Raw genomic sequence first — 15827 nt, 5'->3', positions numbered from 1 at the left:
CGCGCGGGTGACGCCTATTCCGCGAAGTGACAGGCCACCCGGGTGCCGCCGATCTGCCGCAGTCGTGGCCGATCGCGCTTGCAGATATCCTGCGCCAGCGGACAACGCGGATGAAAGGCGCAGCCGGGCGGCGGATTGATCGGATCGGGGATCTCGCCTTCGGGGGGCTGGATCTCGCGGCCAAAGGCATCCATTTTCGGCGCCGCTTCCAGCAGCATCTGGGTATAGGGGTGCTTCGGATCGTCGAACAGCCGCCCCGGCACCGCCTCTTCCACCAGCCGGCCCAGGTAAAGCACGCCGATCACATCGGCCATGTGCCGCACCACGGTCAGATCGTGGCTGATAAAGACATAGGTCAGCCCGAAATTTTCCTTCAGGTCGCTCATCAGGTTGAGCACCTGCGCCTGAACCGAGACATCCAGCGCCGAGGTCGGCTCGTCACAGACGATCAGCCGTGGCTCGCTGGCCAGCGCCCGGGCAATGCAGATCCGCTGACGCTGGCCGCCCGAGAATTCATGCGGGAACTTGCCCGCGTCCTTGACCGACAGCCCGACCTGTTCCAGCAGCTTCTCGGCCATCCCCTCGGTCTTGCCGCCGCGCGAGGCGACCGGCTCGACGATGATGTCCTTGACCCGCCAGCGTGGGTTGAGCGAGGCATAGGGATCCTGAAAGATCATCTGGATGTCGGCGCGCACCGCGTCGACCTTGGCGGCATCCGGCTCATTGGCCAGATCGATCCCCTCGATCTCGACATGGCCATCCGAAGGTGACAGCAACCCCACCAGCATCTTGCCGATGGTCGATTTGCCGGAGCCGCTTTCGCCCACCAGCGCATAGGTCGAGCGTTCGGCGACGTCGAAACTCACCTCTGACACCGCCGTCAGATATTCCTTTTCCCGCCGCTCCAGCACCCGGTTCAGCCAGGGTTTCGAGACGTCGAACACGCGGCTGAGATTATCGACTTTGACCAGCGCCATTCAGGAAACCTTTTCTTCGACGTCTTCGACAAGCGGGTGCCAGCAGGCGGCCATGCCGTCCTTGACCCTGGGCGGCGGCGGCGTGCGGCAGACTTCGGTGGCGCGCGGGCAGCGCGGGTTGAAGGCACAGCCATCGGGCACCGCATCCAGCCGCGGCATGGCGCCGGGGATCTGGTGCAGCCGCGCCTTGCCCTCCGAGGCCAGCGGGGTCGAGGCCATCAGCCCGTGGGTATAGGGGTGCTGCGGCCGGGTCAGCACCTGTTCGACGGCGCCCAGCTCGGCCAGGCGACCGGCATACATCACCGCCACGCGGTCGGTCGCCTCGGCGATCACCCCCATGTCGTGGGTGATCAGCATGACCGCGGTGCCCCGCTCGCGGCAGAGCCGCTTCAAAAGCGCGATGATCTGCGCCTGGACCGAGACATCGAGCGCGGTGGTCGGCTCGTCGGCGATCACCAGCGAAGGTTCGGCGCAGAGCGCCAGCGCAATCACCACCCGCTGCCGCATGCCGCCGGAGAACTCGTGCGGGTAGGAATTCACCCGGCTGGCCGCACCGGGAATGCCGACCTCTTCCAGCGCCGCCACGGCGCGTTTCTCGGCCTCTTTCTCGCTGATCTTCAGATGTGTGCGCATGGTCTCGACCAGTTGATCGCCGATCCTGAGAAGCGGATTGAGCGAGGTCAGCGGATCCTGAAAGACCATACCGATCTCCTTGCCGCGCAGCCGGCGCATCGCCTCGCCGCGCAGCTGGTCGATCCGCTTGCCGTTCAGCCAGATCTCGCCCGAGGCGATATGCGCCGGCGGGCTCAACAGGCCGATTACCGCGTTGCCGGCCATGGATTTGCCGGCGCCGCTTTCTCCGACCACGCCAAGGATCTCGCCGGCGCGGATGTCATAACTCACCCCGTCGACCGGCTTGACGATACCGTGGCGGGTGGGAATCTCGACCGAGAGGTCGCGGATGGAAAGCACGGGTTCAGCCATCAGCGCAGCCTCGGGTTCAATGCGTCGCGCAGCCAGTCGCCCAGCAGATTGACGGAAAGCGCCAGCGCCAGAAGCGTGCAGGCGGGAAAGAACAGAATCCACCACTCACCCGAGAACAGGAAGCCCTGGCCGATACGGATCAGCGTGCCCAGCGACGGCTGGGTCGGCGGCGCGCCGACGCCCAGGAACGACAGCGTCGCCTCGGCGATGATTGCCAGCGCCAGCGAGATCGTGGCGATCACCAGCACCGGCGACAGCACATTGGGCAGGATGTGGCGCAGCATGATGGCGCCGGGTTTCCGCCCGATCAGCCGCGCCGCCTGGACGTATTCCTTGTTTTTCTCAACCAGCGTGGCGCCGCGCACCACCCGCGCGAATTGCACCCAATCCGACAGGCCGATGGCGAGGATCAGCACCCAGATCGCCATCTGGTCGCGGTACTCCACCGGAGTGATCCCCTTGGCGATGCCAAAGATCAACATGGCCACCAGGATCGAGGGAAAGGTGAGCTGCACGTCGGCGACGCGCATGATGATGGTTTCGACCCAGCCACCAACATAACCCGAAATCAGCCCCAGCGTGATGCCCAGCACCATGGCAAAGGCCACCGCCGCCACCCCGACAAAAAGCGAGATGCGCATGCCGTAGAGGATGGTGGAAAACACGTCGCGGCCCTGATCGTCGGTGCCCAGCAGGAAGCTGTCGCCGGTAAAGGCATTGGGCTCCAGCGGCGGGGTGAAACCGTTCATCAGATTGAGCGAGGCCGGATCGAAGGGATTGGTCGAGGCGATCCAGGGCGCGAAGATCGCCGAGACCAGCAGCACCAGCACCACCAGCGCCGAGATCACCGCAACCGGCGAGCGACGGAAGGTGTAGAAGACATCGCTTTCCAGCGCCAGACGAAGCCGCGATTTCGGCGGCGGCGCAACGGGGATATCGGTCATCAGTGGCCTCCCGAGCGGTCCGCGCGCAGGCGCGGATCAATGAAGAAATAAAGGATGTCCACGGCCAGGTTGATCCCCACGAACATCACCGAGATCAGCATCAGGTAGGCCGCCATCACCGGGATGTCGACGAACTGGATCGCGTTGATGAACAGCAGGCCGACGCCCGGCCACTGGAACACCGTCTCGGTGATGATGGCAAAGGCGATGATCGCGCCAAGCTGAAGCCCGATCACGGTGATCACCGGCACCATGGTGTTTTTCAGCGCGTGGCGGAAGTTCACCGCCCGGTCCCTGAGCCCGCGCGCGCGGGCGAAACGGATGTAATCCTGCCGCAGCACCTCGAGCATTTCCGAGCGTACCAGCCGCATGATCAGCGTCATCTGATAGAGCCCCAGGGTGATCGACGGCAGGATCAGTGCCTTGAGGCCGCTTTCGGTCAGAAAGCCGGTCTTCCAGCCGCCGACGGTCACCACATCGCCGCGCCCGAAACTGGGCAGCCAGCCGAGTTCGACCGAGAAGACATAGATCAGCAGGATGCCGATCAGGAAGGTCGGCAGCGAGACGCCGATCAACGAGGCCGACATGATCGCATGCGCCCAGATGCCATCGCGGCGGATCGCGGTGAACACGCCAAGCGCGATGCCGAAGAGGATGGCCAGCACCCCCGAGACCGCCGCCAGCTCCAGCGTCGCCGGCGCGCGTTCCAGCAGGATGTCGGTCACCGGACGACCCTGACGATAGCTGACGCCGAAGTTGCCCTGAAGCGCCTCTTGCAGGAAGCGGAAGTATTGCACGAAGAACGACCGGTCGAGGCCGAGCTGCTCGCGCAAGCGCGCGATATCTTCGGCGGTGCGTTCCTGACCGAGCATGTTGTCGATCGGGTCACCCACGAAATTGAACATCGAAAAGGCGACAAGCCCCACGATCAGCAGGACAAGCAGGGATTGGCCGACACGGCGGATGATGAAAGCAAGCATGCCCGCCAAGAGATAACGGCGGGTTTTTCGGGTCAAGGGCAAAAGCGTTCGGGTGACGTGCCGTTCAAGGGCTTTACACCCCCGACACTCAAGGCAAATCGGGCCCAAGGGCCCGGCGCGGCCCCGCGTCAGCCGGGGGCCGCGGGCCGCCGACGGGGCCGGCATCCTCTGCCGGCCCCGACATGTCTCAGTTCACTGTCACCCAGCGCAGGATGAAGAAATTGTCGGGCCGCTGGGTCAGCTCGATATTTGCCCGTGTGCCCCAGACCAGCGGCTGCACATAAAGCGGCACGTAAGCCTGCTCGTCCGCCATGATCTGCGCCACCTCGTCAAGCATCGCCTGACGCTCGGCCGGATCGATCTCGGACTGGATCATCGGCAGCAGCGTGTCGATGCGCGCGTTGGAAAAGCCGCCGAAGTTCCAGCTTCCCAGCTTCTTTTCCTCGTTCGGGGTGGCGACAAGAAAGCGGATCGGGTGTTCGGCGTCGAAGGTGCCGGGCGACCAGCCCAGCAGATACATGTCGAAATTGTCGGCCCTGAGCTCGGGCCAGTAGTTGTTGACCGGCATTGCCTCCAGAGTCGCATCGATGCCGACCTGCGCCAGCATCCCGGTCACCGCCTGACAGACCGCCTCGTCGTTGAGATAGCGGTTGTTGGGGCATTTCAGGCCAAAGGAGAACCCGTCGGCATACCCCGCTTCGGCCAGCAGCGCGCGCGCCTTCTCGGGGTCATAGGCCGGGGCCGCGCCAAGCGCCTCGGAATAGCCGCTCATGGCCGCGCTGACCAGCTGGTTCACTGGTTCGGCATTGCCGCGCATGATGGTCTGAAGGATCGCCGGAACATTGATCGCATGCGCCACGGCCTGGCGCACGCGGACATCGGCAAAGGGGTTTTCGCCGTCGATGTCGGACGAGAATTTCAGCGCCTCCGCCTCATGCGGAAAGCCCAGCATGATGACCCGCGCCTCGATCCCCTGCACCACCTTCACGTCGGGGTTCGAGGCCAACCGCGCCACATCCTGGATCGGCACGGGGTTGATGAAATCCACGTCGCCCGAAAGCAGCGCCGCCAGCGCCGTCGCCGGGTTCTGGATCGGCGTCAGCTCGGCGCGGGTGATGTTGTGCTCGGCCTCGCCCCACCAGCCCTCGAAGGGTTCGAGCACGGTGCGCAGCCCGGGCTCGCGTGTGGTAACCTTGAAAGCACCGGTGCCATTGGCGTTGAGCGTGGCGTGATTGCCGGCCTCCTTGTCGGGACGGGTGGCATTGTTGGCCTCGGCCCAGCCGCTGTCCATGATCATCCAGTTGGCGATCGACGAGGGAAACAACGGGTTGGGTGCGGTGGTCATGAAATCGACGGTGTAGGCGTCGATCACCTTGACCTCCGACACCGGCGCGAACCAGCTCGCGGTGTCCGACTCCGGGCTCGAGGCTCGCTGGTAGGAAAACAGCACATCCTCGGCGTCAAAGCTGCTGCCGTCGTGGAAGGTCACGCCTTCGCGCAGGGTAAAGCGCCAGCCCTCGCCTTCGCCGATCGGCTCCCATCCCGTGGCGAGCGCCGGCTCCACCGACATGTCCTTGCCCCGGCGCACCAGCCCTTCGTAGGTATTGTTGAGAAAGCCCAGCACCGGCGTCGAATTGACCGCATGGGGGTCCATCGTCTGGGGATCGGTGGTCACCGCCCATTTGAATTCTTCGGCCGCCGCGGGCGCGGCAAGGGCCGCGCCCAGAGCAAGGGCGCTTGTCAATCGTAGCATCGTGGTCTCCCCTGTTGGATTTGGCCAAGGGTAGCACAGTCGCGCGCCGCGTCCATTCACAAGCCAAGGCGCTGAAAAACCGGACATGCTGCCGCCAGCGCACAGGCTCGACCGGGGCAATGCGTGCCGAGCGTCAGAGGAGCGCCTCGAATACCTGCCGGATTTCTTCGCGGTGCCGGCCCGGAAAGCCCACTGCCGCAAAGAATCGACCCTGCGCCCTCAGGCGCGGGGTCGCTGGACAATCGCAGGCGCACAGGACCGACCGGCCGCGGGCCACCCGGTCAGAGCGCCGTCAGCGCACGAATTCGTAATGCAGCAAGGTGCTCGGGTTCAGCACATTGGCGGTGCCGCCGAAGTTGAAGGCGGTCTTCTTCATGGTGATGATATTACGCCGCTCGAGGTCAGACAGGATCGGAATGAGGTTCTTGTTGTATTCCTGCCGCCACGACCACCATGCGGCGTTCTCATCCACCGTATTCAGCGCGCCGTCGGCGGCTCGGCGTCCGATCGCTTCGAAGAAGGCGTCGTCCTGCGCCTCGCGGCGCCTGAGAAGCTCCTCATTGCGTTGCCAGCCGACCGGCTCGAAGTGCACCACCGTCGTCGGGTTCTTCATCTGCCGCAGCTGTTCGAAGAGTTCCGGGTTGATCTGGTCGACCTGTTCGATCGAATGCGAGGTGAACAGAAGAATGTGCCCCTTCGTCTTGGACAGGAACGAGATATTGGGATTGCGATAATCGAAGTAAAACGAGCGGTATTTCAACGCCGGTTCGCGACTGGCCAGATATCTGGCGGCGATCATGCCGCTCTTGGTGTATTCGCCGCCGTAATAGACCTTTTTGCGCGACCGTGTCGCGCCGTGCAGAAGATAAAGCTGGAACACGTTCGACGACCATCCGCTGCCAAGCTCCATGATCGCCGTGGTGTCCGGGCGAATGAGATCCCCTAGATACCGTATCGGGCTCCCGGCGCTGACGGTATACTCGTTGGCCGCAACCTGCGGGCTGTAAAAGGTGTCGGAAAGCTCGAGCCCCGCGCGCTGCATGATCTTCTCGCCAAGCGGGCGGACGATTTCGCGCGTCTGATAGAAGCGGCTCGGTTCGCGCCGGTCGATCCTGAGTTCGCGCAGGTTTGCCAGCAGGGAACTCAGGTGGTCATCGGGGCGGTTTTTCACAAGGGTCTTTGCCCGGTTCAGGACAGTCCTCCAGCCTTTTTCCTGACTGGTCTTCGGGCGGGCCTGCCCCTTGATAGAGGTGGGCGTGATCTGCCTCTCTTCAACCTGAGCGGTACTCGACGACGATGTCGTCGCTCTCTTGGTTCTTTTTCTGGGCGCCTTTGACGATGCTTTTGCACGCGCATTCATAAGTCGTTGTCCCCCCGATTGATTGTCGTACTGGAAGTCTGCAAGTAGCAGAATAGAATCTCAACAAATTTCGTCCTGTCGCCGCGATCTACAGCAGCACCGGTCAATCTCTTTGACCGATGCGGCGAGGGCGCCGACGCGCGGGCCGATCGCCGCAAAGAGGCGGCCCCTTACAGGACCGCCTCTCTTTTTCAGCCCTGAAGATTGCCTCAGTTCATGGTGAAATATTTCACCTTCGGCTGATCTTCCGGGTCGACTTCGATGCCGACGTTTTCGGCCATGCCCCAGTTCAGCACCTGGTGGTGGATCGGGATGTAGAGCTGTTCATCCTGCACCACCCGCCAGATATCGGCGATGTCCTGGTTGCGGGCTTCGAGATCGGTGTTCGAGGCCAGCGACTCGATCTTGGCATCCAGCTCGTCATTGTCGAAACCGGTGCCGTTCCAAGTGCCGATGTCGGATTCGCGGCCGTGCACAAGGAAGTTGAAGATATACTCGGAATCGTAGGTCGGCACGCCCCAGCCCAGCATGTAGAAATCGGTCTTGCTGTCGGTGATCAGCGGGAAGTGCTGCGCCTTGGGCTTGGCGTCGAGGTTCACGGTCACACCGATCTGGCCCAGCATGCCGACGGCCGCCTGACAGATCGCTTCATCGTTGATGTAGCGGTCGTTCGGGCAGTCGAGACGGATCGAGAAACCGTCGCCGTAGCCGGCCTCTTCCATCAGCGCCTTGGCGCCTTCGATGTCGGTGGCGCTTTCGGCGTCCATCGCCTCGGTCCAGCCGTTGACAAAGGGCGGCGCGATCATGCCGGCCGGGATCGACTGGCCACGCATCACCACCTGCTGGATCGCATCGCGGTTGATCGCCATCGACATCGCCTTGCGCACGCGCACATCGGCGAGCGGGTTCTTGCCCTCGACATTGTCGGCCTCGATGTCATCGGCGCCCTGGTTCATGCCGAAAAAGATCACCCGGTTCTGCGGCGCTTTCTTGACGGTCAGACCGTCGGCATTATTGACCCGCTCGAGATCCTGCACCGGCATGTCCTGAAGGAAATCGACCTCGCCCGAGAGCATGGCGGCCACCCGGGTGGCCGCGTTCTGGATCGGGGTATAGACGATCTCGGTCACTTCCATCGGGAACTGGTCGCGGCCCCAATACTCCTCGTTGATCTCCATCACCGTCTTGACGTCGGGTTCGCGGCTGACCAGCTTGTAGGGTCCGGTGCCGTTGGCATTGGTGGTGGCATAGGTGATCTCGCCGCCTTCGAAATCCTGCACGTTGACGGTGTCGTTGGCCTCGGCCCAGCCCTTGTCAAGGATGAACAGGTTGGTGAGATTCGACGGCAGGATCGGGTTCGGGCCGTCGGTGACCATCTCGATGGTGTAATCGTCGACCGCGCGGACCTCGGTGATCGAGCCGATAAGCTCTTTCATGTCCGAGTTCGGTTGTTTGGCGCGCTCGAAGCTGAACACCACGTCCTCGGCGGTGAAATCGGCGCCATCGTGGAATTTCACGCCTTGGCGCAGGTTGAAGACCCAGACGTTCGGGTCGTCTTCCTTCGGCGCCCAGTCGGTGGCCAGCGCGGCCTCGAATTCGCCGGTCACGTCGCGGATGATCAGCGGCTCGTACATCTGGTGGCGGATGGTGTGGGTCGGGCCCTCGTTCTGGGCATGCGGATCAAGCGTCAGCGCGTCACCGGCGCGCGCCCAGCGAAGGGTTTCGGCACTCAGTGACGCTGTGGTGGCCAACAGCGCACCGATCACTGACAAAGCGAATGTCGTCTTCATTGGTTTTCCCTGTCTTTTGTGTGATTGTCGTTTTCGACATGGCGCCAGTCTTTGACACCTTTGGCAAAATGACAAGGCCCGACTTGGCATTACGTCGCGGGGGCAGTTTGGCGGCTAAGCCATGCCGGCCGCTCGATAATTTCTTGCAGCGCTAACGCCGCACCGCAGTATCCGTATCCGCCCGCCGGGCCCGGCGCAGCGCCCCGGGCGGGGTGCCGAACCACCGGCGGCAGGCCCGCGAGAGCGCCGATTGTTCCGGAAAACCAAGCATGCCAGCCAGTTGATCCAGCGTCACAGCTGTCTCGGTCAGATGTTTCAGCGCCAGATCGCGGCGCGCGCTGTCCTTGATCTCCTGAAAGCTGGTGCCCTCGGCCCGCAACTGCCGGTGCAATGTCCGCGGTTCGATTGCCAGCATATGCGCGATATCGGCGCGATTGGCCTGCGGCGTGCCGATCAGCGGCCGCAGCGCGGCACGCACCCGGTCGCTGAGCCGCTGTGCCGGGACCGGAAAATTGCGCTCCAGGTGATCCTCCATCAGGCGCTGAAACCGCGGATGGCTGTTGGGGTCCGGCACATGCCAGTCGCGCGCATCCATGTGCAGCGCCGCGGATGTCTGGTTTTCATGCACCGGCACGCCGAAGAACCTGCGATGCGGCTCGCCGGCGGTGCCTAGCCCATGCGGCAGCGATACAGCCCGCACCTTGTGGGCCCAGGGATCGCGCATCCGGCCGACCTGAAACCCCATGCCGAGGATCAACTCGATGATCTGCCGCTGCCGGTTCGGGGCGATGCCGTCGATCTCGAGCACCATGGCCACGGTATCGGGCACCAGCCGTCCCGGCACCTCGGCCCGCATCCGAAGCGCGGTGCCCTGAAGAAATATGAAGCGCGAGATGATCTTGGAGGCCTCCGCCGGGGTGGCGGCGGTCTGGATGGCGAGGCCCAGAATGCCCAGCACCGCCAGATCCTGATGCCGCGCGATGCGCAGCCCGAGGTCGGGGCATTGCGCCGCCAGGCTCGAGGCCTCGAGCAATCCGCAGACCGCCTCCATCGGCAACAGCGCATCGTCATCCGCCAGGTCCTCGGGGCTCAGCCCGTGGTCTGCCAGCAAGGGGCGCGCCGGAACCCCGCAATCGCGCATCACCTCCTGATAACCTTTGAGCGCGGCGGCGCGGATCACATGGGTCATGTCCTCAAATGACAAATTTTTGTCCTCTAATGTCAAGACATCATCTGGCAACGCCCATAGGTAAGCGACCCGTGCCGATGTTGCAGCGCAGCAAAACGGCATCTCCGAATATCAGATCAAGGAATTGGCACAGGTGAAACGTCAACTGGTCCGCATGCTCGCATTGGTTCTCTCAGCCGCAGCAGTCCTGCCGCAGGCCGCGATGGCCGAGGCGCCGATCGTCAAACTCGAAACGGCGAAGAGCACGGCCGGCGGGCTGAGCCGCGTGTTCTTTGGCCATGTGGTGGCGCGCGAAACCGTCGACCTGGCTTTCCAGGTCTCTGGCCAGATCGTCGAGTTTCCGGTCGAGGAAGGCGCCATCGTGCCCCGCACCGGGCTTGTCGCCAGGCTCGATCAGGAGCCTTTCGAGCTCTCGCTCGAAGAGGCGCGTGCGCGCAGTGAACAGGCGGTGCGCACGGTTGACCGCTATCGCCAGCTTCAGGGCAGCGCGGTCAGCCAGACCGCGGTGCAGGACGCCGAAACCGATGTCGAACTGACCCGCGTTGCCCTGCGCAATGCCGAACGCGCGCTTGACAAGGCAACGCTCTTTGCGCCTTTCGATGCGCTGGTGGCGTCGCGGCTGGTGCCGAATTACTCCACCATCAACGCCGGAACGCCGGTGGTGCGCCTGCACGACATGTCCGAGCTTCGGATCGAGATCGACGTGCCCGAGGTGCTTTTCCATCAGGCCGGCCAGAAACCCGATCTGGAGATTCTCGCGCAGTTCCCGGCCAGCCCCAGGACCTATCCGGTGGAGCTGCGGGAATTCAACGCCGAGACGGCATCGGTCGGCCAGACCTATTCGATCACTCTGGGAATGTTTCCGCCCAAGGATCTGACCGTCCTGCCCGGCTCCTCGGCCAAGGTGACGGCCACGCTGGACACCGGCGACAGCCGCATCGAAGTGCCGGCTTCGGCGATTGTCACCGGCAATGATGGCGCGACCTACCTGATGATCTTCACGCCCACCGGCGGGCGCGAGGGCACGGTGACCCGCACCCCGGTCGAGATCAGGCCGACCGAAAGAGGCAAGGTCGAGGTGATCGCGGGCCTCGAAGCCGGACAGGAATACGTCGTTGTCGGCGCCTCGACCCTCACCGACGGCGAAGACGTGCGCCGCTTTACCGGCTTCGGCAACTGAAGGCCCCGACGATGGACATTGCGCGCTTTTCGATCAACCGCCCGATCTACACCTGGATCGTGATCCTGACCTGCCTTCTGGGCGGCATCTGGGGCTTTTCCTCGCTCGGCCGGCTGGAAGACCCGGCCTTTACCATCAAGATGGCCGTCGTGGTCACGCAATACCCCGGCGCCACCGCCCAGGAAGTGGCGACCGAGGTCTCCGAACCGATCGAATCCGCGATCCAGAAGATGGGCGAGGTCAAGCGCATCGAGACCATGAACCAGCCCGGCCTGTCCTGGATCACGGTCGAGATGCAGGACACCTATGATGGCACCGAGCTGCCGGCGATCTGGACCAAGCTGCGCAACCGCGTGGGCGAGGCCGCCCTGCCCTCTGGCACCACCGAGCCGTTCATCAACGACAGTTTCGGCGATGTCTACGGGCTTTATTACGCCGTCACCGCGCCCGGTTTCTCGGACAGCGAAGTCAACGACCTGGCCGATTTCCTGCGCCGCGAGGTGCTGTCGGTCGATGGCGTGGCCGATGCGGTGATCTCGGGCCAGCCGAACGAACGCATCTATGTCGAGCCGGACCTCGCCCTGACCAATTCGCTCGGCATCTCGCCGGGCATCATGCAGGCCGCGATCGCCACCGCCGACGAGATCGTCGACGGTGGCTCGATCCAGAATGAAAACGGCCGGACGCTGGTGCAGCGGCCGGCGGGGTCCGACACCGTGTCGGCGATTGCCGCGCTCTCGGTGGGGGTCGGCGGACAGGTGGTGAACCTGGCCGATTTCGCCGATGTCTACCGTGACCGCGAGGCCAATCCCGATCTGATCCTGCGCCACAATGGCGTCGAGGCCTTCAGCCTCGGCGTTGCCGGCCTGTCGACCGAGAACATCGTCGAGGTCGGCAAAGCGGTCGATGCCAAGATCGAAACGCTGAAGACGGCAATCCCGGTCGGTGTCACGATCGCGCCGATCTATCAGCAACATGTGGTTGTCGAAGAGGCGTCGAACGCCTTTCTCGTCAACCTCGCCATGTCGGTCAGCATCGTGATCGTGGTGCTCGCCGTCTCTATGGGCTGGCGCGCTGCGGTGGTGGTGGGGGCGACCCTGCTGCTCACGGTGGTGGGCACGCTCTTTTTCATGGCGCTGGGCTCGATCGAGATGGAGCGCATCTCGCTCGGCGCGCTGATCATCGCCATGGGCATGCTGGTGGACAATGCCATCGTGGTCGCCGAGGGCATGCAGATCAACATGAGGCGCGGCCAGACCTCGCGCGAGGCCGCGACGGAGGCGGCCAGCAAGACGCAGATCCCGCTGCTTGGCGCCACCATCATCGGCATCATGGCTTTTGCCGGCATCGGTCTCAGCCCGGATGCCACCGGTGAATTCCTGTTCTCGCTCTTTGCGGTGATCGCGATTTCGCTGTTGTTGTCCTGGGTGCTGGCCATCACCGCCACGCCGCTGCTGGGCCATTACTTCTTCCGCCAGGGCACCACGGGGGACGCCGACGGCTATGACGGCTTTCTGTTCCGTGGCTATGCCGGCCTGCTGAGGATCAGCCTGCGCCTGCGCTGGCTGGTGATCGTGGGGCTGATCGGGGTGACCGTTATCTGTTATGGCCTCTTCGGCCAGATCAAGCAGCAATTCTTCCCCGACAGCAACACGCCGCTCTATTTCGTCAACTACAAGCTGCCGCAGGGTGCGTCGATCCACCAGACCTCGGAGGATCTGACGGTGCTCGAGGACTGGCTGGCCGGGCGCGACGAGGTGGTGGCCTTTACCGCCTATGCCGGGATGGGCGCCTCGCGGTTCATGCTGACCTACGAAAGCGAAGACCCGAACCCGAGCTATGGCCATTTGATCGTGCGCACCTCGTCGCTTGCGGTGATCGAGGACGAGATGAACGCGCTCGAGGAATTCGCGCTCGAGGCGGTGCCGCAAGGCGAGTTCCGCGTCAAGCGGTTGGCCTTTGGCCCCGGCGGCGGCGCCCCGATCGAGGTCCGCTTCTCGGGCAGCAACCCCGAGGTGCTGCGCGATCTCGCCGACGAGGCGATGGCGCGGATGGCGGCGGCCTCCGACAACGTGGTCTCGCTGCGCAACGACTGGCGCGAAAAGGAACTGGTTCTGCGGCCGATCTATGCCGAGGACCGCGCCCAGGAGGCCGGCATCTCGCGCACGCAGATCACCGAAACCCTGCAATTCGCCACCGAAGGCACCACCGCCGGGGTGTTCCGCGAAGGCGACCGGCAGATCCCCATCGTGCTGCGCGCCGCACCCGATGCCGATCTTTCCCTGGTCGATCACGTGATCTACTCCGACAGCGGCGGCGGCCTGGTGCCGATGGCGCAGATGATCGACGGCTTCCGCTTCGAACCGCAGGACACGCTGGTGCATCGCCGCGACCGGGCCAATGTGATCACTGTCGGCGCCGACATTCCGCGCGGCATGACCGCCACCGAGGTGCTGGCCGAGGTACGCGGCACCATCGAAGAGATGACGATCCCCGAAGGCTACACCATGGCCTGGGGCGGCGAATACGAAAGCTCGACCGATGCCCAGGCCTCGCTCGGCGGGCAATTGCCGCTCAGCCTGATCGTGATGGTGCTGATTTCAGTGCTGCTCTTCAACGCTCTGCGCCAGCCGGTCATCATCTGGCTGCTGGTGCCGATGTCGGTCAACGGTGTCAGCCTGGCCCTGCTGGGCGCCGGCCTGCCCTTTACCTTCACCGCGTTGCTGGGCCTCTTGTCGCTCTCGGGGATGCTGATCAAGAACGGCATCGTGCTGGTCGAAGAGATCGACCTGACCCGCGAGGCCAACCCCGACATGCCGCTGGAAGAGGCCATCGTCAGTGCCTCGACCTCGCGTCTGCGGCCGGTGTTCCTGGCGGCGGCGACCACGATCCTCGGCATGTTGCCGTTGCTGTCGGACGCCTTCTTTCAGTCGATGGCGGCGACGATCATGGGCGGTCTGGCCTTTGCCTCGGTGCTGACCCTGATCGCGGCCCCGGTGCTCTACTACCTGTTCTTCAAACGCACGGCGCGCCGGGCCCAGGCCGCCCTGCCCGCCACCGCCTGACGACAAAGAAAGGGCCGCGCGGCAATCAGCCACGCGGCCCTTTCATATGGGGTCAGGGCGCGCTCAGCGGCCGATGAGGTAGTCCGCCGCGACATAGCCGGTGACACCGGGCGCATCCGCCAGGGCCACCCGGCACCAGAGCTGGCCCAGCTCGGTCACACAATCCTTTTGCCGCAGCTGCGTGCCATCGGGCAGCCCCAGGATCACCCGAAACCCCAGGCCCGGTCCGGCCCGCAGCTTCAGAAACTCGCCCTCATCGACCCGATCCACCGTGGTCGGCGTGCCCGTGACGCTGCCACATGCGGCGAGCAGAAGGAGCGAGAGGAAAACGGAATGAGTGGTACGGCGCATGGTCTGCCCCCGGCTGTTTCTGGAGCCGCCTGTGTCGCAGAGCCAAGGGTCCGAGTGAAGAAAAATCTGGCCCTGTCCCCGGGTCTTGTGCGGGGAGCTGGGGATATGGGGGGTGGCGGAGGGAATGCGACTGCTGTCGAACCTTCTATACCATGTTGGGCACTGAGAACACCTGCCGGTTTTCTACATCAAAAGCTCGGACACAGGCTCATCCGGTAGAAGTAGACTTTGCAGTCGGTCTAAAACGCTTCCACCATTTGCCACATCAATGCTTGCGGTCTCCAAGATTGTCTCGTGGCCGGTTATTCGATGTCGAGCGTGAACAAGCTCTGTTGCTCCCAGCCCCGGATGGTGCGGATACAGAAGCGTAAGGCGCGGCGCGCTGTAAAGCTGCGCATAGGCCATCATTTGGTAGACATCGCTTTGTGTGACGCCCTGTTTTGGATCGTCGATCCGGGAGGAGATCCTCTTCCACTTGGTGTCAATCACATGAGTTACGGTGCCAGCACGACGGATCAGGATATCTGGCTTAGTCTGGAAAAGCCCTCGTTCGGTCGAATCTGCGAAAAGGCAGAACAGACGCCCGCCCTGAAGGGAAACCGTCAGGTCCGTTCCAGCCAGTGCCCGAGAAATCAGACGCCCGACATATTCCTCGAACAGTGTGTTCATCTCAAAAAGCAGCGCTGTTCCCTCACCCGCGCCACCAGTCGTCGTCTGATATCGGCCCTCCAGGAAGAGACAGGCCATGCTCAGAAGCTCCCGCCACCGACGATTGGTGCGGTCAATCACCACGTCACCCCACCGCAATGCCGAGGGCGAAATATCCGCGATGTCCGCATACACAAAAGCCAGTTCTCGTAGCCGCTGTTGATTTCCCGAACTCCGAGACATCCGGGAGAGGTGCAACACGGCGGCTTTCATGATCCGGTTCAACGACGTGTCTTCCGATAAGACATCAAATTGGCATGCGAGACGGGACGGATTTACTGCGTGTCGGGTAAACTGACGTGCTACGTCCAGTCTGCCGCGCAAGGCAGAAAGATCGTCCTCTTGCTCGACATAGCGGCGTGGCATTCCTTTCCGGACGGCCTCGGTGAGTTTGTCACAAAAGACCCGGATCAGAATCTCAAGCAAGGTTTCTCGTTGCCACGCCAAATCCGTTATCGATCCAAGATCGAGTTTCAAATTCAGAGCGACGGCAAGCATGTGGATCATGACCTGCCACGGAACTTTCATCCAACCGCGACCGGAGCC

12 protein-coding genes are annotated in these 15827 nt (G+C 63.4%); 2 read left to right on the top strand and 10 right to left on the bottom strand.

From position 1 onward, the window contains the following. Nucleotides 1-14: 14 nt before the first annotated feature. The 8 genes from PVW49_RS16480 to PVW49_RS16445 all read right to left on the bottom strand — a co-directional run bounded on the left by PVW49_RS16480 (nt 15) and on the right by PVW49_RS16445 (nt 9992). Nucleotides 15-977 carry an ABC transporter ATP-binding protein gene (locus PVW49_RS16480; RefSeq protein WP_274591079.1) on the bottom strand — a complete coding sequence of 321 codons (963 nt, stop codon included), beginning with the start codon at nt 975-977 and terminating at the stop codon, nt 15-17. Continuing rightward, complete coding sequence (locus tag PVW49_RS16475) at nt 978-1961, bottom strand: ABC transporter ATP-binding protein (protein ID WP_048531785.1); 984 nt, start codon at nt 1959-1961, stop codon at nt 978-980. After that, nucleotides 1961-2905: an ABC transporter permease gene (locus PVW49_RS16470; protein ID WP_048531787.1), complete on the bottom strand. Its 945-nt coding sequence runs from the start codon at nt 2903-2905 to the stop codon at nt 1961-1963. The genes PVW49_RS16475 and PVW49_RS16470 overlap by 1 nt, the downstream gene beginning before the upstream one ends. Further along, the gene (locus PVW49_RS16465) at nt 2905-3885 is read right to left on the bottom strand and encodes an ABC transporter permease (RefSeq protein ID WP_048531788.1); all 981 of its coding nucleotides are present in this window, start codon (nt 3883-3885) and stop codon (nt 2905-2907) included. Before PVW49_RS16465 ends, PVW49_RS16470 begins: the two co-directional genes overlap by 1 nt. Before the next feature lie 187 nt (nt 3886-4072). Further along, nucleotides 4073-5638, bottom strand: a complete 1566-nt coding sequence (locus PVW49_RS16460) for an ABC transporter substrate-binding protein (protein WP_274591078.1) — start codon at nt 5636-5638, stop codon at nt 4073-4075. Between the two features lie 292 nt (nt 5639-5930). Next, the gene (locus tag PVW49_RS16455; protein ID WP_148562858.1) at nt 5931-6998 is read right to left on the bottom strand and encodes a hypothetical protein; all 1068 of its coding nucleotides are present in this window, start codon (nt 6996-6998) and stop codon (nt 5931-5933) included. Nucleotides 6999-7207: 209 nt separating this feature from the next. Further along, nucleotides 7208-8788, bottom strand: a complete 1581-nt coding sequence (locus tag PVW49_RS16450) for an ABC transporter substrate-binding protein (RefSeq protein ID WP_048531792.1) — start codon at nt 8786-8788, stop codon at nt 7208-7210. 151 nt (nt 8789-8939) lie between these two features. Next, the gene (locus tag PVW49_RS16445; protein WP_274591077.1) at nt 8940-9992 is read right to left on the bottom strand and encodes an AraC family transcriptional regulator; all 1053 of its coding nucleotides are present in this window, start codon (nt 9990-9992) and stop codon (nt 8940-8942) included. 118 nt (nt 9993-10110) lie between these two features. On the opposite strand from PVW49_RS16445, the gene PVW49_RS16440 reads away from it, so the two are divergent. Next, on the top strand, nt 10111-11157 hold the full coding sequence (locus PVW49_RS16440) for an efflux RND transporter periplasmic adaptor subunit (protein ID WP_274565469.1): 1047 nt from the start codon (nt 10111-10113) through the stop codon (nt 11155-11157). Nucleotides 11158-11168: 11 nt separating this feature from the next. After that, entirely contained in the window at nt 11169-14222 is a 3054-nt protein-coding gene (locus PVW49_RS16435; RefSeq protein WP_274591076.1) for an efflux RND transporter permease subunit, read from the top strand. A gap of 63 nt (nt 14223-14285) precedes the next feature. On the opposite strand, the gene PVW49_RS16430 is transcribed toward PVW49_RS16435, so the two are convergent. Then, nucleotides 14286-14573 (bottom strand): SH3 domain-containing protein, encoded by a 288-nt coding sequence (locus PVW49_RS16430; RefSeq protein WP_074835677.1) that lies wholly within the window; start codon nt 14571-14573, stop codon nt 14286-14288. Nucleotides 14574-14756: 183 nt separating this feature from the next. Then, nucleotides 14757-15827 (bottom strand): McrC family protein (locus tag PVW49_RS16425; protein ID WP_274591075.1); only part of this gene is annotated, 1071 nt, incomplete at its 5' end.

This window comes from Marinovum sp. PR37, assembly GCF_028807375.1.
GTDB classification, from domain to species: Bacteria; Pseudomonadota; Alphaproteobacteria; order Rhodobacterales; family Rhodobacteraceae; genus Marinovum; species Marinovum algicola.
The sequence above is the reverse complement of the archived record's forward strand: the minus strand, read 5'-3'. Positions and strand labels throughout refer to the sequence as shown.

Bases quoted from the DNA above. Each gene is read 5' to 3' on its own strand.
- PVW49_RS16465 (WP_048531788.1), bottom strand. From the start codon at position 3,885: ATGCTTGCTTTCATCATCCGCCGTGTCGGCCAATCCCTGCTTGTCCTG.
- PVW49_RS16480 (WP_274591079.1), bottom strand. From the start codon at position 977: ATGGCGCTGGTCAAAGTCGATAATCTCAGCCGCGTGTTCGACGTCTCG.
- PVW49_RS16475 (WP_048531785.1), bottom strand. From the start codon at position 1,961: ATGGCTGAACCCGTGCTTTCCATCCGCGACCTCTCGGTCGAGATTCCC.
- PVW49_RS16460 (WP_274591078.1), bottom strand. From the start codon at position 5,638: ATGCTACGATTGACAAGCGCCCTTGCTCTGGGCGCGGCCCTTGCCGCG.
- PVW49_RS16435 (WP_274591076.1), top strand. From the start codon at position 11,169: ATGGACATTGCGCGCTTTTCGATCAACCGCCCGATCTACACCTGGATC.
- PVW49_RS16430 (WP_074835677.1), bottom strand. From the start codon at position 14,573: ATGCGCCGTACCACTCATTCCGTTTTCCTCTCGCTCCTTCTGCTCGCC.
- PVW49_RS16455 (WP_148562858.1), bottom strand. From the start codon at position 6,998: ATGAATGCGCGTGCAAAAGCATCGTCAAAGGCGCCCAGAAAAAGAACC.
- PVW49_RS16470 (WP_048531787.1), bottom strand. From the start codon at position 2,905: ATGACCGATATCCCCGTTGCGCCGCCGCCGAAATCGCGGCTTCGTCTG.
- PVW49_RS16450 (WP_048531792.1), bottom strand. From the start codon at position 8,788: ATGAAGACGACATTCGCTTTGTCAGTGATCGGTGCGCTGTTGGCCACC.